This is a genomic window from Armatimonadota bacterium (assembly GCA_025059775.1).
Lineage (GTDB): Bacteria > Sysuimicrobiota > Sysuimicrobiia > Sysuimicrobiales > Sysuimicrobiaceae > Sysuimicrobium.
This window is the reverse complement of sequence record JANXCW010000001.1, coordinates 264803-287093: the sequence shown is the minus strand read 5'-3', so window position 1 is coordinate 287093 and position 22291 is coordinate 264803. Positions and strand designations below refer to the sequence as shown.

The following is a 22291-nucleotide window of genomic DNA, read 5'->3' as shown; positions in this document are numbered from 1 at the left end:
GGGCCTGACGCCGAGCCTTCTTGCCGGAGTGACCGCGTCTGGGGCGGTGCTGGGAGGAACCCTCGCGACCCCGCCCGTGCGCCACCTGTTGGGCCTGGCCCGCTTGAGCGGGATCGGGGCAGGGCTTGTAGTCGCCTCGATGGTCGCCACCGTCCTGGCCAGCCGTCTCACGGCGAGGTTCGTCCAGGAGGTACCGGCCACCAACGCGGGGAATCACCCCGCCCCCTGAGGGCGCGTCACTCCTCCGTCCTCGTCTGCGCATCCGGATCCCGCCCGAAGCGCGGAGAGTTCCTCTGTCTACGCGGGAGACCCCGAAGACCGGCACGGAGTTTGCAACGCCTCTCCGCCTGGACAAAAGCCGCAGAGGAGGGAGGAGGATGCTGGCAAATCTCCGGGTTCCGGTGAAATTGACGATCCTCGGGGCCACGGGCCTGATCACAGGCCTCGTGCTCGGAGTCCTCCGCTTGACCTACGACGCGTCCGTGCTCGCCACCGCCCGGCGGGAGGCCAAAGGGGCGGAGGTCGTGGAGGCCCTGAGCCACCTCTTCCAGCAGGTGGCCCTACACCGAGGATTATCGGCCCAGCAGCTGAGCGGCCGGGACGTAGCCCAAAAGCTCACCCAGGCCCGGGAGGGGGTAGAGCGGGAACTGGAGAGCCTGGCGGTCCTGGATCGCCGGTACGGACAGGAGCTGCGCACCCCAGAAGCTCTGGGGCGCATCCGGGAGGAGTGGAGTCGGCTCCTCTCGGAGCTACCGCGGCTTGGGGCAGACGAGAGTTTCGAGCGCCACTCCGAGCTCGTCCGCCGGATCCTCGATCTCATCTACCACGTAGGCGTGACCTCCGGCATCACCCTCGATCCGTATGCGGACGGCCTGTACCTCGGAAACGCGGTCCTGGAGCCCCTCCCGGAGGCCATCGAGGCCATGGGACAGCTGCTGGCTCTGGGAGCGGGAATCCTCGCCCGAGGGCAGGCGAGCCCACAGGAGCGGGCGGCCTTAGTGGGACGGGTGGATGCCGTGCGGCTCAACCGGGCGCACTTCGAGCGGCAGCTCCGCCTCGCCCAAGAGGCCTCGCCCCGCATCCGCTCCGTCCTGGAGCCGAAGCTGGGCCCGGCCCGGGAGCAGCTGGAGCACTACCTCCGTACCGCGGAAGAGCAAATTGTGGGCGCGGCCACCTTCGCCCTCACCCCGGACCAGTACTTCGCCCAGGCCACCCAGGCCATCGACGCCCAGTTCGCGCTGCTGCGGGAGGCCACCCGGACGCTCCGGGAAGTTCTGCAGGCCCGGGCGGCGCAGGCCCGGATGCGCGTGGTGGGCATGAGCGGCTTCCTTGTCCTGGTGCTCCTCGGCACCGCTCTCCTGGCGGCTGCCATCACCCGCAGCATCACCCGGCCTCTAGCTCAGGTGGCCTCGGCCTTGGAACAGGTGGGAAACGGCGATCTGCAGGTGCGGGTGGAAGCACGAGGGCGGGACGAGATCGCCCGGGTGGCCTGGGCCTTCAACCGCATCGTCTCCTGGCTCCAGGAGACGGTAGGGAAAGTCCACGGGGTCTCGAGCACCCTCACTGCCTCCGCCGAGGAGATGGCGGCCACCAGCGAGCAAACTAACCGCAGCGTGTCTGAGATCGCCACCGCGGTCCAAGGTGTCTCCCAGGGGGCGGAAGTGCAGGCCCGGAGGGTAGGAGAGGTGGTGCAGGCCATCCAGCACATGACCCAATCCCTGGGCGAGGCGGCCCGGGAGGCCACGGACGCTGCCCAGGCCGCGGACCAGGCCTCGCGAGCCGCGGTGCGCGGCCGGGAGCAGGTGGAGGAAGCCCGGGCTGCCATGGCGGGGATCCAGGAGGCCGCGGAGGAGATGGGTCGGGTGATCGGGGCGCTGGGGGAGCGGGGGCGGAACATCGGGCGGATCGTGAAGTTGATCACGGAGATTGCGTCGCAGACGAACCTGCTGGCGCTGAACGCGGCCATTGAGGCAGCCCGGGCTGGGGAGCAGGGGCGGGGGTTTGCGGTGGTGGCGGAGGAGGTGCGGAAGTTGGCGCAGGAGAGCGCGCAGGCAGCAGAGCAGATCGCGGGGATCCTGGAGGAGATCCAGGGGGAGACGGAGCGGGCCGTGCGAACCATGGAGCACACGAGCAGGGAGGTGGCCCGGGGCGCGGAGGTCATCGGCCGGGCGGACGAGGCCTTCAGCGAGATCCTGCGCAGCGTGGAGGGGCTGGTGCGGCGGGTGGAGCACGTGCGGGGATTCCTGGAGGAGCTGGCGGGCGCGGCCCGGCAGGTGGACGCGGCCGCGGGGGATCTTGCGGGCCTGAGCGAGGAGAACAGCGCGTCTGCCCAGCAGGTGAGCGCGGCCACGGAGCAGATCTCCGCCAGTAGCCACGAGCTCGCCCGACACGGGCAGTCCTTGGCCCAGCTCGCCACGGATCTCCAGCGGCTCGTGGCGGCCTTCCAGGTGTGAGGTACGGGCAGGAGGGAGCGGGCATGGAGCACGGATGGAAGCACCGGCTGCGCGTCTCCAACTGGTCCATGCGCACGAAGCTGCTGGCCCTGGCGGTTGTTCCCACGCTCCTGGGGCTTGCGGTGGGTCTAGTAGGGCTGCGGAGCGTGGGCACGGTGCACCGGGACCTGGAGACCCTGGGGAACCGGAGGGCCGCGGCCCTGGCCTTGGTGCTCCAGGCGGACCGGGACCTGTACCGGGCCCTTTCGGCTTTCTACCTCCTGCTGGCCACGCCGACCTGGCAGGCCAGCTATCGGGAGCTGGCCCAGGCGGTGGATGAGAACCTGAACCGCGCGGTGGCGCGGGCAACCCAGGCCAAGCAGCTCGTACCCGAACAGGGGATCGTCGTGCTGCTGGACGGATTTGCGGACGGGGTGCACCGGTGGCGGCAGGAGATCACCGCGGTGTGGAAGCTGTACGAGCGGGGAGAGCTTCCTACATACACCGCCCTCCAGCGGGCGCGGACCACGGTGCTCAGCACCTTGGAGCCGACCCGACAGTACATCGGCCAGGTGCAGGATGCCTTTGAAAGTGCCACCCGGGCCCAATTGAGCGCCGCCGGGGCCCGCGCCGCGGGGATGCGCAGGGCCCTGTGGACTGTGCTGCTGCTCGGGTTCGTGGTGGGCGGGGGACTGGCGGTGTTCTCCGCGCGGGGGATAGGGAGCCAGGTGGCCGCGGTTCGCTCCGCCCTCATGGCCCTGGCGGACGGAGACCTTCGGGTGCGGATCCCCGTGCGGGGGGAGGACGAGCTCGGTCGGGTGGCTCACTGCTTCAACCAGACCGCGGAGCAGCTACTCACCCTCGTCCACCGGATCGCCGCCACCGCGGGGGAGGTGGCGAGCGCTGCTCAGCAGGTGGCCGCAGGCAGCGAGCAGGTGAGCCGGAGCGCGGAGGAGATCAGCCGGGTGGTACAGCAGGTGGCGGGTGGGGCGGAGCAGCAGGTCCGGAGCGTGACGGAGACCACGGAGACCGTGCGACAGATCAGCCAGAGCTTGGAGGAGGTGGCCCAGAACACGGGACGTACGGCCTCCCTGGCCCAGCAGGCCCGGGAGGCCGCGGTGGAGGGAGCCCTGCGGGTGGAACGGGTCGTGCAGGCCATGGGCGAGATCCGACGGGCCGCGGAGGAGATGGGTCGGGTGATCGGGGCGCTGGGGGAGCGAGGGCGGAACATCGGGCGGATCGTGAAGTTGATCACGGAGATTGCGTCGCAGACGAATCTTTTGGCGCTGAACGCGGCCATTGAGGCGGCGCGGGCTGGGGAGCAGGGGCGGGGGTTTGCGGTGGTGGCGGAGGAGGTGCGGAAGTTGGCGCAGGAGAGCGCGCAGGCAGCAGAGCAGATCGCGGGGATCCTGGAGGAGATCCAGGGGGAGACGGAGCGGGCTGTGCGAACCATGGAGCAGGGCGCGCGGGAGGTGGCGAGTGGGGTGAAACTCGTGGACGAGGCCGGGGAGGCCTTCCAGCGGATCCGCGCCAGCGTCCACGATGTCACCGCCCGGGTGGAGGGGATCTCCGCGGCCACCCAGCAGCTGGCGGCGAGCGCCCAGCAGATTGAGGGGATCGTGGCGCAGCTGCTGCAACTGGCGCAGCAGAACAGCGCCTCCGCGGAGGAGGGGAGTGCCGCCACGGAGCAGATCGCCAGCAGCACCCGGGAGGTCTCCCAAAGCGCTCAACGCCTGGCGCAGGCGGCCGGGGAGCTGGAGCGGCTCGTGGCCCGGTTCACCGTGTAGCGTCCGGACTTGCGGCACGGTTTTTGCATAATGTTCGGACGCGAGTCCCCTTGGGATCCTCGCAACCGGAACGGATCGGGCGCGATGCCGGCTGCCGCCATCACGAGCACCGCGGAATCCTTCGCGAGCCCCTTGCGGGGCCTCACCGTCCTCCTGGTGGACGGGCAGGGCCTGTTGGAGGCCGTGGGGGTGCGGTTGGAGCAGGAGGGGGCGGATGTTCTGATGAGCCGGGGGAAGGATCCGGGCTCGGCCCACGTGGTGGTCACCGTGGATCCGAGGGCGGTGCCGGAACTGGTGGCCGCCTTCCCGGGTTGCCCGGTGCTCGTGGTGCGTCCCGAAGGCACCGTGGAGGAGGCGGTGGTCGCGGTGCGCAACGGCGCCCTGGACTTCCTTGCCGGGCCCGGGTGGGAGGAGCGGCTCTTCGTCCGGGTACTGGAGCTGGCCCAGGAGCGGCGGCTGCGGGAGGAACGGGCCCGCCTGCAGGCGGATCTAGCTCGGGCGTACCGGTTCGACGGGGTGGTGGGGACGAGCCCTGCCATGCTGGAGGTCCTGCGGGTGGCCTCCATCGTGGCTCCCACGGACGCCACGGTGCTGCTGGTGGGTGAGAGCGGCACAGGCAAGGAGCTGGTGGCCCGGTCCATCCACCTGCAGAGCCGCAGAGCCAGCGGGCCGCTGGTGGTGATGCACTGCGGCGCCATCCCCGAAACCCTGCTGGAGACGGAGATCTTCGGCCACGAGAAAGGTGCCTACACCCATGCGCTCACCTCCCGACCGGGGAAGTTCGAGCAGGCCCATGGGGGCACCATTTTCCTGGACGAGGTGGGTGAGATGTCACCCCGGATGCAGGTGAAGCTGCTGCGGGTGCTGCAGGAACGGGTGGTGGAACGGGTGGGCGGCACCCGACCCATCAAGGTGGATTGCCGGGTGGTGGCGGCCACCAACCGGGACCTTGTGCGGATGGTGCAGGAGGGGACCTTCCGGGAGGACCTGTACTACCGGCTCAACGTGGTGACCCTGCGGCTTCCGCCCCTCCGGGAGCGGGTGGAGGACGTGCCCCTGCTCGCGGAGTTCTTCGTGCAGAAGTACCGGAAACAGATGGGCAAGCCCGTGCGGGGCCTGCGGGAAGCGGCCCTGCGCAAGCTCCTGGAGTACTCGTGGCCCGGGAACGTGCGGGAACTGGAGGCGGTGATCCACCGGGCCGTCATCCTGACCCAGGACGAGTGGATCGGCGCCGCGGACATCCGGCTGGACGGGGCTTCCTGAGTGGTGCACGGCACGGGAGTTGCAATCCCACGGGTAGGAGGCAGCCGCGTGGAGCCGCTGCGGTGCGTGGTGCTGAGGCCGGATCCCCTGGAGGGGGGCGGAAACGCGGTGGCCTTCCGCTGGGTCCCCACCCTGGACGCGGCGCGGGCCGCGCTTCTGAGCGGGGAGGCAGACGCCCTCGCGGTGGACGTGGCGGCCATGGGCGAGGAGGGCCTGGAGGCCGTGGCCGTGCTCGCCCGGACGTACCCGCACCTCCCCGTGGTGGCCGTGGCCCCGCCCGCGCGGATGCCAGAGGCGGTGCGACAGGGCGCGCGGGCCCTGCTGGCACCGCCTGTTACGGGCGAGGCTCTCGCGGAGGAGGTACACTCCGCGGTGCGCGCTCACCGGATCTTCCGGGAAGAGCTGCAGCTTGCGGTGCTGCGGCCGCTCCAGCGGTTGCGGGAGCTGGTGCCCGCAGACGGCAGCCCGGAGGAGGTGCTGCGGCGGCTGGTGGAGATCGCCCGGCACAGCCTGGGCGCGGATCGGGCCGCGGTGGTGACCCTGAACCCGCAGGCCCAGGACCTGGTGGTGGCCACGGTGCAGCAGGCGGGCGGCTCGCTGGCGGAACACCTGTGGACGCTCCTGCCCGACCGCCTGACCCATGCGCGCCTACCCGCAGAGGACTCGGGGGAGGTGCTTACCGCGACGCTGGCCACCGCGGGCCGTACCCTGGGAGCCCTCACCGTCTTCCGAACCCGGTCCCGCGAACCCTTCGGCCCCGTGCACCGGGAGCTGTTGAACCTGCTGGGTGTGCTGGGGGCTCTTCCGCTCCTCCAGGTGGATCTCGTGCGCCGGGTCCAGCAGGCGAACCAGAGCCTCGTGAACGCCCTGGCCTATGCCTGTGAGCTCCATGAGGCCACCCTGCGGGGGCACAGTGAACGGCTCGCGTGCTACGCGGTGGCCGTGGGCCGGCGGTTGGGGTTTTCGGAGCTCAGCCTGCAGGAGTTGCGGGTGGCGGGGATGCTGCACGATGTGGGCAAGATCGGCATCCGCGACGCCATCCTGCTCAAGCCCGGACCCCTCACCCCGGAGGAGTACGAGGTCGTCAAGCGGCACACGGTGATGGGCGCGGAGATCCTCTCCGCGGCGGGATTCGGGGAGGACGTGGTGCGCTGGGTCCTGCACCACCACGAACGGTGGGACGGCCGCGGATACCCCATGGGGCTTGCGGGAAAGGAGATCCCGGTGGGGGCCCGCATCCTGGCCGTGGTGGACGCCTTCGAGGTGATGACCGCGGGCCGCATCTACCGCCCCCCGGTTCCCGTGGAGGCCGCGATGGAGGAGCTGCGGGCCCAGCGGGAACGGCAGTTCGATCCGGAGGTGGTGGATGTCTTCGTGGAGGCCCTCCAAAGCGGCGAGGTCCGCGTGGAGCTGGAGTCAGGGAGGTGAGTGCGGTGGACCGGAAAGCCACGGGTGAGCTGGAGCAGCACCTGGTGGTGGTGCGGCTCGACCGGGAGCGGTACGGCTTCGCCATCGAGCACGTGCACGAGATCATCCGGATGCAGGAGGTGACCCGCATCCCCCGGGCACCCGAGTTCGTAGAGGGGGTCATCAACCTCCGGGGGCAGGTGATCCCCGTGCTGGACCTGCGGCGGCGGTTCGGGCTCCCCGCGGGGGAGCGGGACGGCGCGACCCGCATCGTGGTGGTGGAGATGAACGGAAGCCGGGTGGGCGTGGTGGTGGACGCGGTGCTGGAGGTGTTGCGGATTCCCGCTCGCAGCGTGGTGCCCCCGGAGGAGCTGCTGGCCACAGGCCAGGTGGCGTTCCTTCGGGGCGTCGCCAAGCACGGGGAGGGGCTCATCCTCCTGCTGGACCTGCACCGGGTACTGGAGATCGCTGAGCAGCAGGCCCTGCGGGACCTCGAGCCCGCCCTTACGCACCCGGAGGGGGACGGTGCACCTCGCTAAGCTCCTCCCCACCTTCCTCGCGGAGGCAGAGGAGCACCTGCAGATCCTGGAGGAGGGGGTGCTGCAGCTGGAGCGCGAGGGCGCGGATGCAGGGCTCGTGCAGAGCCTCTTTCGCAGCGCCCACACCCTCAAGGGAAGTGCGGCGGCGCTCGGGTTCCGACGCATGGCGGAACTCACGCACCGCATGGAGGAGGTGCTGGACGCGCTGCGAGGGGGACGCCGGAGCGCGGAGGGCTTGGCGGACCTCCTGCTCGCGTGCGTGGATGCGCTCCGATCCCTGCGGCAGGAGGTGGCGGAGACAGGCGAGGAGCGCACGGAGGTGGGGGAGCTGGTGCGGCAGTTGGAGGCCTGGCAGGAGGGAGCCTCCGCGGAGACGCTCCACCCCGTGGAGGTGCGGATCCGGCTGCGGGAGGACTGCCCCATGCGGGCAGCCCGGGCACTCGCCCTGCTGCAGATACTTCGCCGGGAAGGCGAGGTCGAACAGGTGGTGCCCTCCGAGGAGGAGATCCGTGGGGGGGCCTTGGATCTGGAGCTGAGCTGCCGGGCCCGGGTGCGGGAGCCAGAGGTCCTCCTGGAGCTCCTCTCGGGCGCAGACGTGGAATCCGTACGGGTCCTGCCCGCTTCGGAGGCCCCGCGGGACGAACGGTGGCTGGATCTGGGCCCGCAGGCTCGGGGCAAGCTCCTGCAGGATCCGGAGGTGAGCCGGCGGGCCGCCCTGCGCACCGTGCGGGTGGATGTGGAGCGGTTGGACCGGATCATGAACCTGGTGGGGGAACTGGTGGTGGATCGCATCCGGTTCCAGCAGATCGCCCACCGACTGCGCGCGGGCGAGAGGGCCCACGGCCTCCTAGAGGAGATCCTGGACGCCACGGCTCACCTGGGCCGCGTGGCCACGGACCTGCAGGCCCAGGTGCTCAAGACCCGCATGCTGCCCATGGAGCACCTCTTCAGCCGCTTCCCCCGGTACGTGCGGGACCTGGCACGACGGTCCGGCAAGGAGGTGGAGGTGGTGCTGGAGGGGCAGGACGTAGAGCTGGACCGGTCCATCCTGGAGCAGATCGGCGGCCCGCTCATGCACCTCGTGCGCAACGCGGTGGACCACGGCATCGAGTCCCCGGAGGAGCGGGAGCGGCTCGGAAAGCCGCGGACGGGCCGGCTGCGCCTGGCGGCCTACCAGGAGGACGGGATCGTGGTGGTGGTGGAGGACGATGGTCGGGGGATCGACACGGATCGGGTGCGCCGCCGGGCCGTGGAGCTGCGCATCCTCAGCCCAGAGGCCGCCGCGCGCCTGACGGAGCGGGAGGCGGTGGAACTCATCTTCCACCCGGGGCTCAGCACCGCCGCGGTGGTCACGGACGTCTCCGGCCGGGGCGTGGGCATGGATGCGGTGCGGGCTGGCGTGCAGGCGGTGGGCGGAAGCCTGGAGGTGGAGACGGAGCGGAGCCGGGGCACCCGATTCCTCCTGCGGCTTCCCCTCACCCTGGCCATCGTGCGGGCTGTGACGGTGACCTGCGGGGGGGAGCGCTATGTGGTCCCCATCTCGTCGGTGCACGAGATCGTGGAGATCCCGGCCTCCCGGGTACACCGGGTGGGTGCGTGCCGCACCACGGTGCTGCGGGGTTCGGTGCTCCCCCTGGTGTCCGTGCACGAGATCCTGGATCTTCCCGTACCTCCGGACCCAGACCGGCTCCTGTGCGTGGTGGTGAGCTTCGGCCGGCGGCGGGTGGGGCTGTGGGTGGACGGGGTGGTGGGCGAGGGGGAGGTCGTGGTGAAACCCTTGGGGAACTACCTCGGCGAGGTGCCCGGGGTGCTGGGGGCCACCATCCTAGGGGACGGGCGGGTGGCCCTCATCCTGGACCCCGCGCGGTTGGTGCGCCTCGCGGTACGAGAGGAGGAACTGGCGCATGTCGGCTAGGGTCCTGGTAGTGGACGACGCGGCCTTCATGCGGGCCATGCTCCGCGAGGTCCTCACCAACAGTGGTTTCCAGGTGGTGGGGGAGGCCAGCAACGGCTTGGAAGCCATCGAGCGGTACGAGGAGACCAAACCCGACGTGGTCACCATGGACATCACCATGCCGGAGATGGATGGAGTGCGGGCGGTGCGGGAGATCCTGCGCCGGGATCCCGCGGCCCGCATCGTCATGGTGAGCGCCATGGGACAGCAGGCCCTGGTGGTGGAGGCCATCCAGGCGGGTGCCCGGGACTTCGTAGTAAAGCCCTTCGATCAGGCACGCCTGGTGGAGGCCATCCGGAGGGCCCTTCGGTAGCGGAGGAAGGTATGGTCAGCCTGGAGCTCGCACCCGTAGCGGTGGTTCAGCCTGAGGCCCGAGCCCTGCAAGTGGTGCTCGCGGCGAACGCCATCCTGCCCCTCTCCCTTCAGGAGCTGGTGAGTCGGGTGGAGCAGGAGCTCTCGGAGAACCCGGTGCTGGAGCGGGTGCCGTGGATCTGCCCCCAGTGTGGCATGGAAGCGGAGGGCATCTCGTGCGGCCGGTGCGGCTACAGCCTCCTGGGCGGCTCGGCCCGGTTCGGGTGGGAGCGGAGGGATCCGGGCGCCCGGGAGGAACGTCCATCCCCCCTGGAGTTTGCCCGGGCGCCCACGAACCTCCTGGACCACCTGGAGGCACAGCTGCGGGTGAGCGTGCGGGACCCGAAGATCCAACGGGTGGCCCTGCACCTGCTGGGCTACCTGGATCCCCGGGGCTACCTCGACGGGGAGCTCCGGTACGTGGCCGCGGAGCTCGGGATCCCCGAGGCGCTCGCGGAGCAGGCCCTGCGGGCCGTGCAGGCCCTGGAGCCCGCGGGCGTCGGGGCCCGGGACCTGCGGGAGTGCCTGCTGCTGCAACTGGAGCGGCTTCCGGACCACCCGCTCCGCGGGCTGGCCGAGGCCCTGGTGGCTCACCACCTGGAGGATCTGGCCCGGGGGCGGCACGAGGCGGTGGCCGCGCGATTGGGGGTGCGGCCGGAGACCGTGCACGAGATCCTTCGCTACCTGCGGACCCACACGGTTCCCGCGCCCGCGGAGGCCTTCCACGCGGAGCATGAGGGGCGCGAGGTACGGCCTGAGGAACTGGCGGTTCCGGACGTGGTGATCACCCGCACGGAGGAGGGCTACCGGGTGGAACTCGTGGCCAGCGGTGCCCTCACCCTCCGCATTAACCCCCTCGTGCGGCGGGCGCTCCTGGCCGCGAACCTCACGCCTGAAGAGCGGGATCGGCTGCGGGCTCACCTGCGCCGGGGCCGGCTCTTTATCGAGGCGGTGCGCCGGCGCAACACCATGCTCTACCGGTGTGCGGAGTTCCTCGCCCGCTACCAGCGGGCATTCCTCGACCACGGCCCCCGGTACCTCCGCCCCCTCACCCTCACGCAGGTGGCTCGGGAACTGGGAGTTTGTGAATCCACGGTGAGCCGGGCGGTTACGGGCAAGTTCGTGCAGATGCCCGATGGTCGCGTGGTCTCCTTCGAGGTGTTCTTCGACGCAAGCCTCCCCGTGCGGGAGCGGATCCGGGAACTGGTGGCCGCAGAGCCCCTGGACCGGCCCCTCACGGACGAGGATCTGGTGGCGCGGCTGCGGGCGGAAGGGTATTGCCTGGCGCGGCGGACGGTGACCAAGTACCGGGAACTGGCGGGGATCCCCTCCGCACGGGTGCGGCGTCGGATGCGGTCCGCTTGACGCACGCCGGGGTCACTCGTAAGATTTCGGACGATAACCGTAAAAAGGTTCAAGGGGGCGAGGTGCACCGCACCGGAAGGCTTTCCCTGGCCCTGCTTGCGGTTCTCCTGACGTCTGGGTGTGGGCTCCTGCCGCTTCTGGCGGCGACGAATCCGCCCCCCGCACCCACCCCAACCCCCACCGCCTCTCCCATCACCCCGGCTCCCCCACCCTTCCTTCAGGTGGTTTCCACGGTACCTCGGGACGGGGAGACGGGAGTTTCTCCGCTCACGGAGATCGTGGTGCTCTTCAGCGACATCATCCGACGCACCACCGCGTGCCTGTCCATCAGCATCGACCCCCCTCCCCTCGCGGGCCCAACTTCCTGCACCCTCACCTCCGGCGGGCAGGGCGTGCGGCTGAGTGGGCTGCGGCTCGCGAACAGCACCTCCTACACGGTGACCGTGGAGCCGGGGGTGGAAGCCGTAGACGGCCGGGTCCTGCTGCAGCCGTACACGTGGCGGTTCACCACCCGGGCTCCCTCTGCCCCTGTCACCGTGGTGCTTGGGCCCGTGGTGGCGGGAACAGTGTGCAGCAACGGAGCGGTCTCCCCTGTGATGATGGCGGGAGAGGATTTTGACGCTGCGGGGCAGAACCCGTGCGGGGGGGCGAACGCCCTTGCCGCGGCCTTTGTTGCCTTCCGGGTCCCTCCGGAGCTCCAGGTTCCCGGGGCGAACGTGGTGAGCGCGGTCTATACCGGCCAGCGGCAGACGGTCACTGGCAATCCATGGGGTGCCGGAAACAACCTCTGGGCCGATGGGGTGGCCTGGCTCGATGATTCCTCCCCCGGGATCCTGGCTCCGGACGACTACCTCGCTTCTCCCCTTGCCTCCGCGATCGCGGTCTTCGGGGGAGTGCAGGCGCTTGCACCGGTTTCCTTCTCCTTCGACGCCACGAGCCTCGTGCGGGCTCAGCTCTCCCGGAGCCACATCGGGATTCGTTTCCGTTTCGCGGTGATCCCGACCCCCGGCGGTGCTGACGACCTTGAGCAGTTCTTCGCCCCCTCCCTGCAGGTGACGTACACCACCCCGTGAGGGGACCGCCATGGGAGGGCTGAGAAACCGGCGCACCGGCCTCCGGGCCGCGGCCGTGGTTGCCGCGTTCTTGCTGGCCATTCCCGTGCTGGCCGCCCCGCCCCCGGAGCCTCCGGCCCGGCTCAGGCTCGCCATTTCGCCCGGCCAGCGCGTCCCTCTTACGGTCCAGCCCGGCTACACGCTGTTTTTGCTTTTCCCACGCCCCGTGGAGTACATCGCGGTGGGAAACCAGCGGGTGGTGCGGGCGTGGGTGCGGGCCCGGGAGGGAACCGTGGCCCTGTACGCGGTGGGACGGGCCGGCGCCACGAACCTCCATGTGCGGGTGGGGGGACAACTCCTGGTGTTCTGGGTGAAGGTGGGCCGCCGCCGCACCGCGGACGTGGTAGAGATCGCTCCGCCCCGGCCTGCTGCCCCCCGGACCTCCCCGCCCCAGAAGACCCCGAGCGCTGCGGCTACCCATCGGCCGCGGGCCCAGAGGCCTCTCGCCCCTCCTCCAAGCCCGCAACCTCCACCCCCCACTCCCACGCCGGTCCCGCTCCCTCAACCCACGGCCTCCCCGCCTGCGGCACCGGTTGTGCAACCCTCTCCCCAACCGGAGGCCCGGGCCCAAGAGGACGTGGTGCCCCCTGGGCAAGGGCTTGGCCTGTTGGTACGGCTCCGCCTCCGGTATACGGGGACCAACTGGTCGGAGGCCTGGGCGCCCTCCGCGGTCTCGATTTTGCTGATCGGGCTCCCGGTGCTGCCGGCCACCCTGATCTATGAGCACGAGGCCACGGTGGAACTCCTGGGAATGCAGGCGTCGGGGCGGTTAGCCATGCGGCAGCGGTACGTGATGATGACAAAGCAGGGCCCTCCGGAAGGGACCCTGGAGGTCCGGTTGCCCGCGGGGAGGATCCTCCTGCGGGTGTGGGGGGAGGGAGAGCGGCTGCAGATGGAGATGGATCCCGCGGCCGGGGCTGGAGCCTTCGAGGGCGTCTACGGCAGGGGGGAGCTGTATCGGGTCGGGCAGGAGGGAGGTGTTGGGATATATGAGGGCGTGGTGGTGTTCGGGTGGCAGAGCCGGTCAGAAGCCCTCTCGAAGCTCCGGGCGGCCCTGGAGGGCTCGGGAGTGAGGCTCGCGGATGCCGCGGCCCGGGCCGTAGAGCAGGCACCTGCTCTCCCCCTGGGCCAACCTCGTCCCCCCTCCGATTCGGCGGGCAGGCCCGGGGAGGGCTTGGGGGAAAGGGTGGCCTGGAGGCCCGGGGGCCGTGCGGGAACCGGGGAGATAGAACTCGAGGTAGGCCGGACGGCCCGGGTTCGGGTGGTGGTGGCAGAGGGAGAAGGCTCCCGGGTGCTGTACGAGGCAGAGCACCGGGGCGCGACCTCTGTGCGGGTACCCGTCTCCTGCCCGGGGCCGTGCGTGATCCTCGTGTACGTGGACGGGAGGGTGATCGCCCAGATCCGGCCCTGGAAGGACTCCCAACCCGGAGGGCAGTGAGGATGGGTTTGGATGGGGCGAAGCGGGAAGGCGGAAAGGTGAAGCCGGTGCCCAGGCGGACCGACGGACTCGGCCCCCTGCTGGACAAGGTGCTGGTGCCCGCAGGGATGGCCCTCTCGGGCCTCGTGTTGGCCCTCTCGGCAGCCGGGGTGTGGATGCTGGCCTCGCCGGCCCACGAACCGCCCACAGAGGCTCAGGTGCTCGTGGCAGCATCCGGGATCTCCCCGGGTGAAGCAATCCTTCCTCAAGCCGTGCGGCAGGAGCGGTTGCCGCGCGACCGGGTGCCTCCGAACGCGGTCTCGGGGTTCGAGGAGGTCGCGGGCATGGCAGCGAGGCGCCCCATCGCGCCCGGAGAGATCCTCACCACGGACGCCCTCCAGCGACCCGGAGGAGTGGTGGACGTGGCAGGCTCCGTGGAGGAGGGGATGCAGGCAGTCACCGTGGTGGTGCCCGCCACGGACGCGGTCATGGGCCGGCTTCTCCCGGGGGATCGGGTGGACGTGCTCGGCACCTTCACGCGGCCCTCCCCGGTCACCCGGGTTCTTGTCCGGGGAGCCAGGGTGATCCGGGTGGACCGGTCCACAGGACAGGAACCGAGTGTGCCGGGCACCGTGGCGGTGACCCTGGAGGTGCCGGCTTCCTCGGTCCCCCGGGTCGTGCTGGCCCAGCACTCCGGGAAGGTCACCCTGGTGGCCCGATCCTCACGGGAGCCGCAGGTGGAGACGAAGGAAGGAGGACCCATGGCGGGCCTTCCGGACATCCTCCGGGGGTCGCAGGCTCCTCATGCCACCCCAAAGCCGTCTGCAATCCTGAACCGTACCACCCCCACGTCCCTTCCGCCTCCTCCTCCCCTCCCGCAGGCCGTGAAGCACCTGCCCCTCACGCCCCCTTCCTCGTCCGGAAGTAGACCGCGCCCACCGCGCGCTAAAGAGTCCGACCCGACTCTCCGAGGGGGTGAGCCTCAGTTCATCGAGGGGAGCGGGCTCAGGGAGGGGGGCTTTGTGGCTCAGAGTCCTTCCAGAGGGGGCCGGTGAAAACCGGGTTCTCCTGGGCGAACACCGCCACCCCATCCCCGCCCCGGACCTTCACCGCGTACATGGCGGCGTCCGCGGCGGTGAGGAGGCCGTCCGCGGTGGGGGCGTGGTCCGGGAAAAGGGCGATGCCGCAGCTGCAGGTGATCCGTAGGCGGGCATCGAGCTCCGCCTGCGCCCACTCCCGCACCGCCCGCACGATCCGCTCTGCGACGGTCCAGGCCCTTGCCTCATCCGCGGGGTAGAGGAGAACCCCGAACTCATCCCCACCCAGCCGCCCCAGGAGATCCGCCTCCCGCAGCCGGGTGCGGATGCAGTGGACCACCACCCGGAGTACCGTATCCCCGGTCTGGTGTCCGAGCCGGTCGTTCACGTGTTTGAATCCGTCCAGGTCCAGGAACAGCAGGGCAACCTTCTGAGCTGTGTTCCGGCCCAGGGAGATCCTGCGCTCCAGGGCCTCCTGGAAGCTCCGACGGTTGAGAGCACCCGTGAGGGGGTCGTGGCTCGCGAGGTAGGTGACCTCCAGCTCGTAGCGCTTCTGCTCCGTGATGTCCTCCACGCTCCCTTCGTAGTACACCGGGGTCCCGGAGGCGTCGCGGATGGCGCGGGCGCTCTCCCGGATCCAGATCTCTGACCCGTCGTAGCGGCGCCACCGCGTCTCGAACCCTGAGATCACCCCATGCTCGTCCACGAGTTGCCGCCACCGCTTTCGATCCGTGGGGTCCACGTAGAGCTGGACGGCGTTCGTCTGCAGGAGGGTCTCCCGGTCTGGGTATCGGAGAAGGTGCACGAGCGCTTCGTTGGCGTCCAGGATCTCTCCTGCGGGCGTGGACCGGTACAGCCCCACCGGGACCCGTTCGAAGAGCAGGCGGTAGCGGAGATGCTCCCGTACGCGAGCCACGGCCCCCGCGGCGATGCGACCGATGAGCATGCAGAACTGCAGAACCGAATCCGGAACCTCCCGGCGGGAGAAGTAGTGGGCCGTCAGAACCCCGATGGGCTCCTTCCCGGAGAGCATGGGGAGGAGCAGAACGGCCTGCACCCCGGCCTGGCGCAACCGCTCCGGGACCCGATAGGGGGCGCTGTCCAGATCCACGAGGAGGGGTTTGCCCGTGTGCAAGGCCCACGCCGGACCGTTGGCGTCCGGCGGCCGCATGGGGAGCCGGACGAACTCCAACCGCTCCCCCGGCCAACCCCACCCCGCTACCGGCTCCAGGTAGGTCTGCGAGGGATCCACCACCAGGAGGGCCAAGCGGTCGGGCGCGAGGACCTCCCGCAACACCTCGAACACCGCCTGGGCCACTTCTTCCAGGGTGTTCGCGTCCACGAGCTCCTGGGCTAAGCGGGAGATCCGCTCCTCCTCCCGCTCCCGCATCTCCTGCATCCGCGCGAGGAGCCGGGCCCGATCCACCGCCACCCCGAGCTGCTCCCCGATCATCCACAGCAGGTCTCGCTCCGCCTGGTGGAGGGGTTTTGGATCGGCCTTCGCGAGGTTGAGGATGCCGAGGATGCGGTCCCTGGCTCGAAGAGGGACCGAGACGTGCAGGCGCAGCCCCTCCGCCTTCTCAGCCAGGCCCAGGAGCCGCTCGCACTCCAGGAGATTCACGGGCTCCACGAGCCGCCCCTCCAGGGCCATCCGCTGACATGCGCAAGGGGACCAGCGCAGGGCGGCGCGGTCCTCTGCCTCCAGTCCAGACGGGAGGCCTGCCGCGGCCGCGAGCTGAAACCCCTCCTCGGTTCGCAGGGAGATCCACCCCGCGGGTACCCCCACGAGACCCAGGATCAAGGGAAGGACGGAATCCAGCATGGGCTGGAGCTCCGTGTGCCGGTTCAGGTGCTCCGCCACCGCAAGGAGGATCCGTAGACGGTCCTGGGAAGAAGCTGCGCGTTTCACCCTCGCCTCCAGCGCTTTGTGGCCGCGGAATTGCAAGATCCCTGCCGCAATTTCCCGCCCGCGCCTGCGTAGACTCTAGGATTTCCGGCACCGATCTTGCAAGGCTTCGAAGGTGGCTATGTTGGATCCCACGGGCCGGTACCTGCTGGCCTCCCTGCGGACTCTGGGCCGCAGGCAGGCCCTTCTCGCCTCGAACCTGGCCAATGCCCACACCCCGGGCTACGTGCGGGCGGACGTGGACTTCGGGGCCACCCTCCGGGCCCTGTGGGAGGAGGTGCCTGCGGACGGGGCGCCGTCGGAGGGGGTGGCCTTCGTCCGCCAGGACGGGACGGAGGTGGACCCGGAACTGGAGAGCGTGGAGATCGCACGCACGGGCCTCCTGATGATGGCCCTCACCACCCTGCTCTCCGCGAAGTTGGAGATGCTGCGGTCGGCCATCCTGGAGGGCCGGCGGTAGGACGGAGGTGTGCCGTGTCCCTCTTCCGGGCCATGGAGACAAGCGCCAGCGCCCTCACCGCGGAGCGGGTGCGCATGGAGGTGATCGCCGGTAACCTCGCCAACGCGAACACCACCCGCGGTCCTGAAGGCCCGTACCGGCGGAAGGTGGTGCTCTTCGCGCCTCTCGTGAACCGGTTCCTGGCCTCCCTGGGCCCCGTGGCCGTAGGAGAGGCCCGGGGCGTGGTGGTGGCGGGGATCGTGGAGGACCTCAGCCCGCCCCGCCGGGTGTACGATCCCGGGCATCCCGATGCGGACCCGGAGGGATTCGTGACCCTGCCCAACGTGAACCCCGCGGTGGAGATGGTCGACCTCATCGCCTCTGCCCGGGCCTACGAGGCCAACGTGGTCGCGCTCAACACCACTAAGCAGGCCATCCTGAAGGCCCTGGAGATCGGCAGGAGGTAGAAATGGAGCTTCAAGGGGTCGGCCCCCTCTCCCCGGCTTCCTTCTCTCCGCTCCGGGAGGCCCTCTCCGCGTTCGCGGAGGCCTTGGAGCGGGCAGTACGCAGCGCGGACGAGCTGCAGCGCCGCGCGGATGCCGCGGCCGCGGCCCTCGCGGACGGCCGCACGGACGATGTACACGCGGTGATGGTGGCCATGGAGGAGGCGAACCTGGCGTTGCAACTCGCCATCCAGGTGCGCAACCGCTTGCTGGAGGCCTACCAGGAGCTGATCCGGATGCAGGTGTGAGGGAGGCACCTGCCCGATGGAGGCGTTGCGGCGGTTGTGGTCCACCGAGCTCCAAAGCCACCGGCGGATTCTGGTGGCGGTGGGCCTGGGGGTGGTGGCCCTCATAAGCGCCTGGAGTTTCCTGCGCCGGCCGGAGTACGTGCCGCTGTACGGCCGGCTGGAGGTGGAGGAGGCCGCCCGGGTGGTGGAGGCCCTCCAGAAGTTGGGAATCCCATACCGGTTGTCGGGGGCAGGCACCACGGTGGAGGTCCCGCGGGAACGCTTGTATTCCGCGCGGTTGCAGCTCGCATCCCAGGGGCTCCCCCGAAGCGGGGGCGCGGGGTGGGAGCTGTTTGATCGGAGCTCCTTCGCCGCCACGGAGCTCGTGCAACGGGTGAACCTGCAGCGGGCCCTGGCCGGGGAACTCGTGCGCAGCATCGAGACCCTGGAGGTCGTGGAATCCGCCCGGGTGCACCTTACCCTGCCTGAGGATCGGCTGTTCCAGGAGGAGAGCATCCAGCCCAGCGCCTCCGTGGTGCTGCGGCTGCGCCCTGGCGCGCACCTGGCCGGGGCGCAGGTGCGCGCCATCCGACACCTGGTGGCAAGCGCGGTGGCGGGGCTCTCTCCCGATCGGGTGACGGTGGTGGATACGGAGGGCCGCCTGCTCTCCCCGGGGCAGGAGGATCCCACGGGGGCCATCGCCACCCAGCTGGACGAGCGGGCGCAGGTGGAGGCCGCCCTGCAGGGGCGGCTGCAGACCATGCTGGACCAGCTCCTCGGTCCGGGCCGGGCCATCGCCCGGGTAAGCGCGGAGGTGGACCTGAGCCGCCGGCAGGTGGAGCAGGAGAGCTTCAGTCCGGAGCAGCGGGCCCCGACCTCCGAGGTGTCCGTGGAGGAGTCCTACACGGGCCGTGGAGGGCTTCCGCCTGGCGGGCCCGCCACCAGCTCGATCCCCTCCTACGCCACGAACCCCGCGGCACAGGGCGGGGCTGAGTACCGAAGGCGGGAATCCCGCGCCACCTACCAGGTGACCCGGCGCTTGGAACGGGCGGTGAGCACGGGCGGGATCCGCCGGCTTTCGGTTGCGGTGCTGGTCGACAGCCGCGTTCCCCTGGAGGCGGTTCGGGCACTAGAGCCCTCCATCGCGGCCGCGGTGGGCTTGGACCGGCGTCGGGGAGATGTGCTGGTGGTGCAGGCGGTGGAGTTCCCCGTTGCCCGGGCTCCTTCCGAAACCCAGGCTTCTGCTGCTCCGGCCGAGGCGCGCAGAAAACTCTCCCTGACCCTCCTGCTGGCGGCCGCGGGCGGGGCCTTGCTCCTGCTCCTGTTGCTGGCCCTGTTACTCCTGCGGCGCAGGCGGTGGTCGGTCACCGTGGAGGCGGTGCAACATCCCCTCCCGCCGGCTTTGCCCGAGCCCCAGGAGGACGAGGAGGAACGGGTGCTCCAGGTGCTGCGGGAGCGGCAGGAGGAGGAGGAGAGCGCGGCCCGGCAGGAGCTGCAACGGTTGGCGCAGGAGCGGCCCGCGGAGGTGGCCGCGGTGATCAAGAGCTGGCTTGCGGAGAAGTAGGCCATGCCCGGCCGGAACACCCTGTCCGGACGTCAGAAGGCGGCCATGCTCCTGGTGTCCCTGGGCCCGGAGGCGGCCGCGAACGTGTTGCGGCACCTAGGCGACGAGGAGATCGAGGCCCTCACCTTCGAGATCGCCAGCCTCCAGCAGGTCACCCCGGAGGAGCGGGAGGAGGTTATCCAGGAGTGCTATCAACTGGCCCTTGCCCGGGGGTACGTCTCCCTGGGCGGGCTGCAGTACGCACGGGAGCTGCTGGAACGTTCTCTCGGGCCGCAGCGCGCCGCGGAGATCCTGGAGCGCCTCACCTCCTCCCTCCAGATCACGCCCTTCGATGCCTTCCGCCGCATGGATCCTGCACAGCTCAGTAGCCTCCTGCAGCAGGAGCACCCGCAGACCATCGCGCTCGTGGTGGCCTACCTGAGGCCCGCACAGGCAGCCGCGGTTCTCGCCTCCCTCCCCCGGGAGCTGCAGGTGGAGGTGGCGCAGCGGGTGGCGGTGATGGACCGCACCACCCCGGAGACCATCCGGGAGGTGGAGATGGCCCTGGAGAGCAAGCTGGTGAGCCTGCCCACGCAGGAGTTCACCGCAGTAGGCGGAGTGCAGGCCCTGGTCTCCATCATCAACCAGTCCGACCGGGCCACGGAGCGTGCCATCCTGGAGGCCCTGGAGGAGCGGGATCCGGAGCTGGCGTCCCAGGTGAAGAAGCTCATGTTCGTGTTCGAGGACCTCCTGAGCCTTGACGACCGCTCCATCCAACTCGTTCTGCGCAACGTGGACAGCAAGGACCTCGCGCTCGCGCTCAAGGGGGCCAGCGAGGAGCTGCGGGAGAAGATCTTCCGCAACATGAGCCAGCGGGCCGCGGAGGCCCTGCGGGAGGATCTGCAGCTCATGGGGCCGGTGCGGCGGCGGGATGTGGAGGAGGCCCAGGGCCGCATCGTTACCGTGGTGCGGCAGCTGGAGGAGAGCGGGCAGATCGTGCTGGTGCGGGGTGGATCGGAGGAGATCCTGGTCTAGGAGGCGGCGGTGCGGGAGACGGTGCGCGCGGTGATCAAGCAGGCGCCCCGGGAAGAGGCCCTGGTGCGCATCACCACCGCCGTCGGTCGTCCGGAGTCGGGAGCGGAGGAAGCGGAGGTGCGGGCCGCGGAGGTCCTGCGCAGCGCCTATGAAGCGGCCCGGCGGATCCGGGAGGAGGCCCGGGTGGAGGTGGCCCGGGCCGTGGTGCAGGCCCGGGAGGAAGCCCGCGCGGAGGGGGAAGCCGCCTGGCAGGAACGGCTCAGGCGGCTGGATCGGGTGGTGGACGACTTGGCCAGCCAGGGGCCCGCGGCCCTCGCTTCCTTCGCCGCGCCCGCGGTGGTGCGGTTGAGCCTGGAGGTGGCTCGCCGCATCGTGCGTCGGGCGGTGGAGCTGGAACCGGAGATCCTCCTGCAGTGGGTTCAGGAGGCCGCGGGGCGTCTCCACGGGTTCGTGGAGCTCGTGGTGCGGCTGAACCCCCGGGATCTGGCGCTGCTGGGCGATCGGGCCGGGGGTGTGGAACGACCCGGGCTGCGGGTGCGGTGGGTGCCGGATCCCCAGGTGGAAGGAGGGTGCGTGGTGGAGTCCGACGCGGGGACCGTGGACGCGAGCCTGCCGACCCAGCTCACCAGCTTGCGGGAGCGGCTGGAGGAGGTGCTCGGTGGGTAACCGCTTCCTTGAGCTCCCCCTGGAGGACCTGATCCGCGCGGTGCACCAGACGGATCCCGTGCGGGTCGTGGGCCGGGTGGTGCAGGTGGTGGGCTTGGTGGCTGAGGCCAGAGGACCCCGGGTGCACGTAGGCGAGTGGTGCACGGTCCAAACCCCCCAGGGGGAGGTGCCCGCGGAGGTGGTAGGGTTCCGGGACGACCGCTTCCTCATGATGGTCCTGGGGCCTCTCAGCGGTCTAAGCCCCGGGAGCGCGGTGATCCCCTCCGGCCGGGCCATGCGGGTGCCCGTGGGCCGGTCCCTGCTGGGTCGGGTGACGGACGGGCTGGGAAGACCACTCGATGGCCGGCCCCTTTCCCCGGAGGGCTTTCGGCCGCTGCATGCGGATCCCCCCAATCCCCTCCACCGGCCCCGCATCACCACCCCCCTTGCCACAGGCGTGCGGGCCATCGACGGATTGCTGACCCTCGGCCGGGGCCAGCGGATCGGGATCTTCGCGGGAAGCGGGGTCGGGAAGAGCACGCTGCTGGGGATGATCGCCCGGCACAGCAGCGCGGACGTGAACGTCATCGCCCTGGTGGGCGAGCGGGGCCGGGAGGTGCTGGATTTCATCGAGAACGACCTGGGGGAGGGCATTGTGCGCTCCGTCGTGGTGGTGGCCACCTCGGACCAGCCGCCCCTCGTGCGGGCGAGGGCGCCCTTCGTGGCCACGGCGATGGCGGAGGCCTTCCGGGACCAGGGGATGGACGTGATGCTCATGATGGATTCCGTCACCCGGTTCTGCATGGCCCAGCGGGAAATCGGGCTCGCGGTCGGTGAACCTCCCACCAGCCGGGGCTATACCCCCAGCGTCTTCGCCCTCCTGCCGCAGCTCATGGAGCGGGCAGGGACCTCTGAACGAGGCTCCATCACCGCCCTGTACACGGTGCTGGTGGAGGGGGACGACCTCATGGAGCCCGTGGCGGACCACGCCCGCAGCATCCTCGACGGCCACATCGTCCTCTCCCGGGCCCTCGCGGCCCAGGGGCACTACCCGCCCATCGACGTGCTGGAGTCCACAAGCCGCGTGATGCCCTCCGTGGTCCGTCCCGAGCACCTTCGGTGGGCTCAGACGGTGCGGGCGTACCTGGCCGCCTACCGGGAGGTGGAGGATCTGGTGAACCTGGGGGCGTACACCCGGGGTACGAATCCCAGGGTGGACGCGGCTCTGGACCGCATCGAGGCCATCCGCGCGTTCCTCCGTCAGCTCCCCCACGAGCGCACGCCCTTCGAGCAGACCCTCGAACAGCTCCGGGGCCTTGCGGAGTAGGC

Annotated in this window: 20 protein-coding genes and 1 pseudogene; 19 read left to right on the top strand and 2 right to left on the bottom strand. The window is 70.5% G+C overall.

The window, feature by feature from the left end; genetic code table 11:
* The 4 genes from N0A24_01465 to N0A24_01450 all read left to right on the top strand — a co-directional run.
* A partial coding sequence (locus tag N0A24_01465) for a hypothetical protein (GenBank protein MCS7172075.1) occupies positions 1–229 on the top strand: 229 nt, incomplete at its 5' end.
* A gap of 148 nt (positions 230–377) precedes the next feature.
* Positions 378–2453: a methyl-accepting chemotaxis protein gene (locus N0A24_01460; GenBank protein MCS7172074.1), complete on the top strand. Its 2076-nt coding sequence runs from the start codon at positions 378–380 to the stop codon at positions 2451–2453.
* Between the two features lie 23 nt (positions 2454–2476).
* Complete coding sequence (locus N0A24_01455) at positions 2477–4219, top strand: methyl-accepting chemotaxis protein (GenBank protein ID MCS7172073.1); 1743 nt, start codon at positions 2477–2479, stop codon at positions 4217–4219.
* Between the two features lie 84 nt (positions 4220–4303).
* Positions 4304–5482 (top strand): sigma-54 dependent transcriptional regulator, encoded by a 1179-nt coding sequence (locus N0A24_01450; GenBank protein ID MCS7172072.1) that lies wholly within the window; start codon positions 4304–4306, stop codon positions 5480–5482.
* A 508-nt stretch (positions 5483–5990) separates the two neighbouring features.
* Here N0A24_01450 and N0A24_01445 read toward each other — a convergent pair.
* Positions 5991–6095: pseudogene (locus N0A24_01445) on the bottom strand (type III secretion effector protein).
* On the opposite strand from N0A24_01445, the gene N0A24_01440 reads away from it, so the two are divergent.
* The 8 genes from N0A24_01440 to cpaB all read left to right on the top strand — a co-directional run bounded on the left by N0A24_01440 (position 6047) and on the right by cpaB (position 14682).
* A complete protein-coding gene (locus N0A24_01440; GenBank protein ID MCS7172071.1) occupies positions 6047–6910 on the top strand; it encodes an HD-GYP domain-containing protein in 864 nt (287 codons plus the stop codon). The pseudogene N0A24_01445 and the gene N0A24_01440 sit on opposite strands and share 49 nt — an antisense overlap.
* Positions 6911–6915: 5 nt before the next feature.
* Positions 6916–7428, top strand: coding sequence for a chemotaxis protein CheW (locus N0A24_01435; protein ID MCS7172070.1), 513 nt, complete (start codon positions 6916–6918; stop codon positions 7426–7428).
* Positions 7415–9343, top strand: coding sequence for a chemotaxis protein CheA (locus tag N0A24_01430; protein ID MCS7172069.1), 1929 nt, complete (start codon positions 7415–7417; stop codon positions 9341–9343). Before N0A24_01435 ends, N0A24_01430 begins: the two co-directional genes overlap by 14 nt.
* Positions 9333–9695 (top strand): response regulator, encoded by a 363-nt coding sequence (locus N0A24_01425; protein MCS7172068.1) that lies wholly within the window; start codon positions 9333–9335, stop codon positions 9693–9695. Before N0A24_01430 ends, N0A24_01425 begins: the two co-directional genes overlap by 11 nt.
* An 11-nt stretch (positions 9696–9706) precedes the next feature.
* Positions 9707–11098: an RNA polymerase factor sigma-54 gene (gene rpoN / locus N0A24_01420; protein MCS7172067.1), complete on the top strand. Its 1392-nt coding sequence runs from the start codon at positions 9707–9709 to the stop codon at positions 11096–11098.
* A 62-nt stretch (positions 11099–11160) separates the two neighbouring features.
* Positions 11161–12171, top strand: coding sequence for an Ig-like domain-containing protein (locus N0A24_01415; protein ID MCS7172066.1), 1011 nt, complete (start codon positions 11161–11163; stop codon positions 12169–12171).
* Positions 12172–12181: 10 nt separating this feature from the next.
* Positions 12182–13648: a hypothetical protein gene (locus tag N0A24_01410; GenBank protein ID MCS7172065.1), complete on the top strand. Its 1467-nt coding sequence runs from the start codon at positions 12182–12184 to the stop codon at positions 13646–13648.
* A 38-nt stretch (positions 13649–13686) separates the two neighbouring features.
* Positions 13687–14682: a Flp pilus assembly protein CpaB gene (cpaB, locus tag N0A24_01405; protein ID MCS7172064.1), complete on the top strand. Its 996-nt coding sequence runs from the start codon at positions 13687–13689 to the stop codon at positions 14680–14682.
* Here the strand turns inward: cpaB and N0A24_01400 are convergent.
* A complete protein-coding gene (locus N0A24_01400; protein ID MCS7172063.1) occupies positions 14633–16573 on the bottom strand; it encodes a diguanylate cyclase in 1941 nt (646 codons plus the stop codon). The genes cpaB and N0A24_01400 overlap by 50 nt on opposite strands.
* A gap of 118 nt (positions 16574–16691) precedes the next feature.
* Here N0A24_01400 and N0A24_01395 point away from each other — a divergent pair, with 118 nt between their 5' ends.
* From N0A24_01395 to N0A24_01365, 7 genes are read left to right on the top strand one after another with little or no spacing between them, the layout of a single operon-like run.
* The gene (locus N0A24_01395; protein ID MCS7172062.1) at positions 16692–17030 is read left to right on the top strand and encodes a hypothetical protein; all 339 of its coding nucleotides are present in this window, start codon (positions 16692–16694) and stop codon (positions 17028–17030) included.
* A gap of 14 nt (positions 17031–17044) precedes the next feature.
* On the top strand, positions 17045–17476 hold the full coding sequence (gene flgC / locus N0A24_01390) for a flagellar basal body rod protein FlgC (protein MCS7172061.1): 432 nt from the start codon (positions 17045–17047) through the stop codon (positions 17474–17476).
* Between the two features lie 2 nt (positions 17477–17478).
* The gene (fliE, locus tag N0A24_01385; protein MCS7172060.1) at positions 17479–17760 is read left to right on the top strand and encodes a flagellar hook-basal body complex protein FliE; all 282 of its coding nucleotides are present in this window, start codon (positions 17479–17481) and stop codon (positions 17758–17760) included.
* Between the two features lie 16 nt (positions 17761–17776).
* The gene (gene fliF, locus N0A24_01380; GenBank protein ID MCS7172059.1) at positions 17777–19303 is read left to right on the top strand and encodes a flagellar basal-body MS-ring/collar protein FliF; all 1527 of its coding nucleotides are present in this window, start codon (positions 17777–17779) and stop codon (positions 19301–19303) included.
* A 3-nt stretch (positions 19304–19306) separates the two neighbouring features.
* Entirely contained in the window at positions 19307–20317 is a 1011-nt protein-coding gene (gene fliG, locus N0A24_01375) for a flagellar motor switch protein FliG (protein MCS7172058.1), read from the top strand.
* Positions 20318–20326: 9 nt separating this feature from the next.
* Positions 20327–20983: a FliH/SctL family protein gene (locus N0A24_01370; GenBank protein MCS7172057.1), complete on the top strand. Its 657-nt coding sequence runs from the start codon at positions 20327–20329 to the stop codon at positions 20981–20983.
* Between the two features lie 19 nt (positions 20984–21002).
* Positions 21003–22289 carry a FliI/YscN family ATPase gene (locus N0A24_01365; GenBank protein ID MCS7172056.1) on the top strand — a complete coding sequence of 429 codons (1287 nt, stop codon included), beginning with the start codon at positions 21003–21005 and terminating at the stop codon, positions 22287–22289.
* Positions 22290–22291 lie beyond the last annotated feature (2 nt).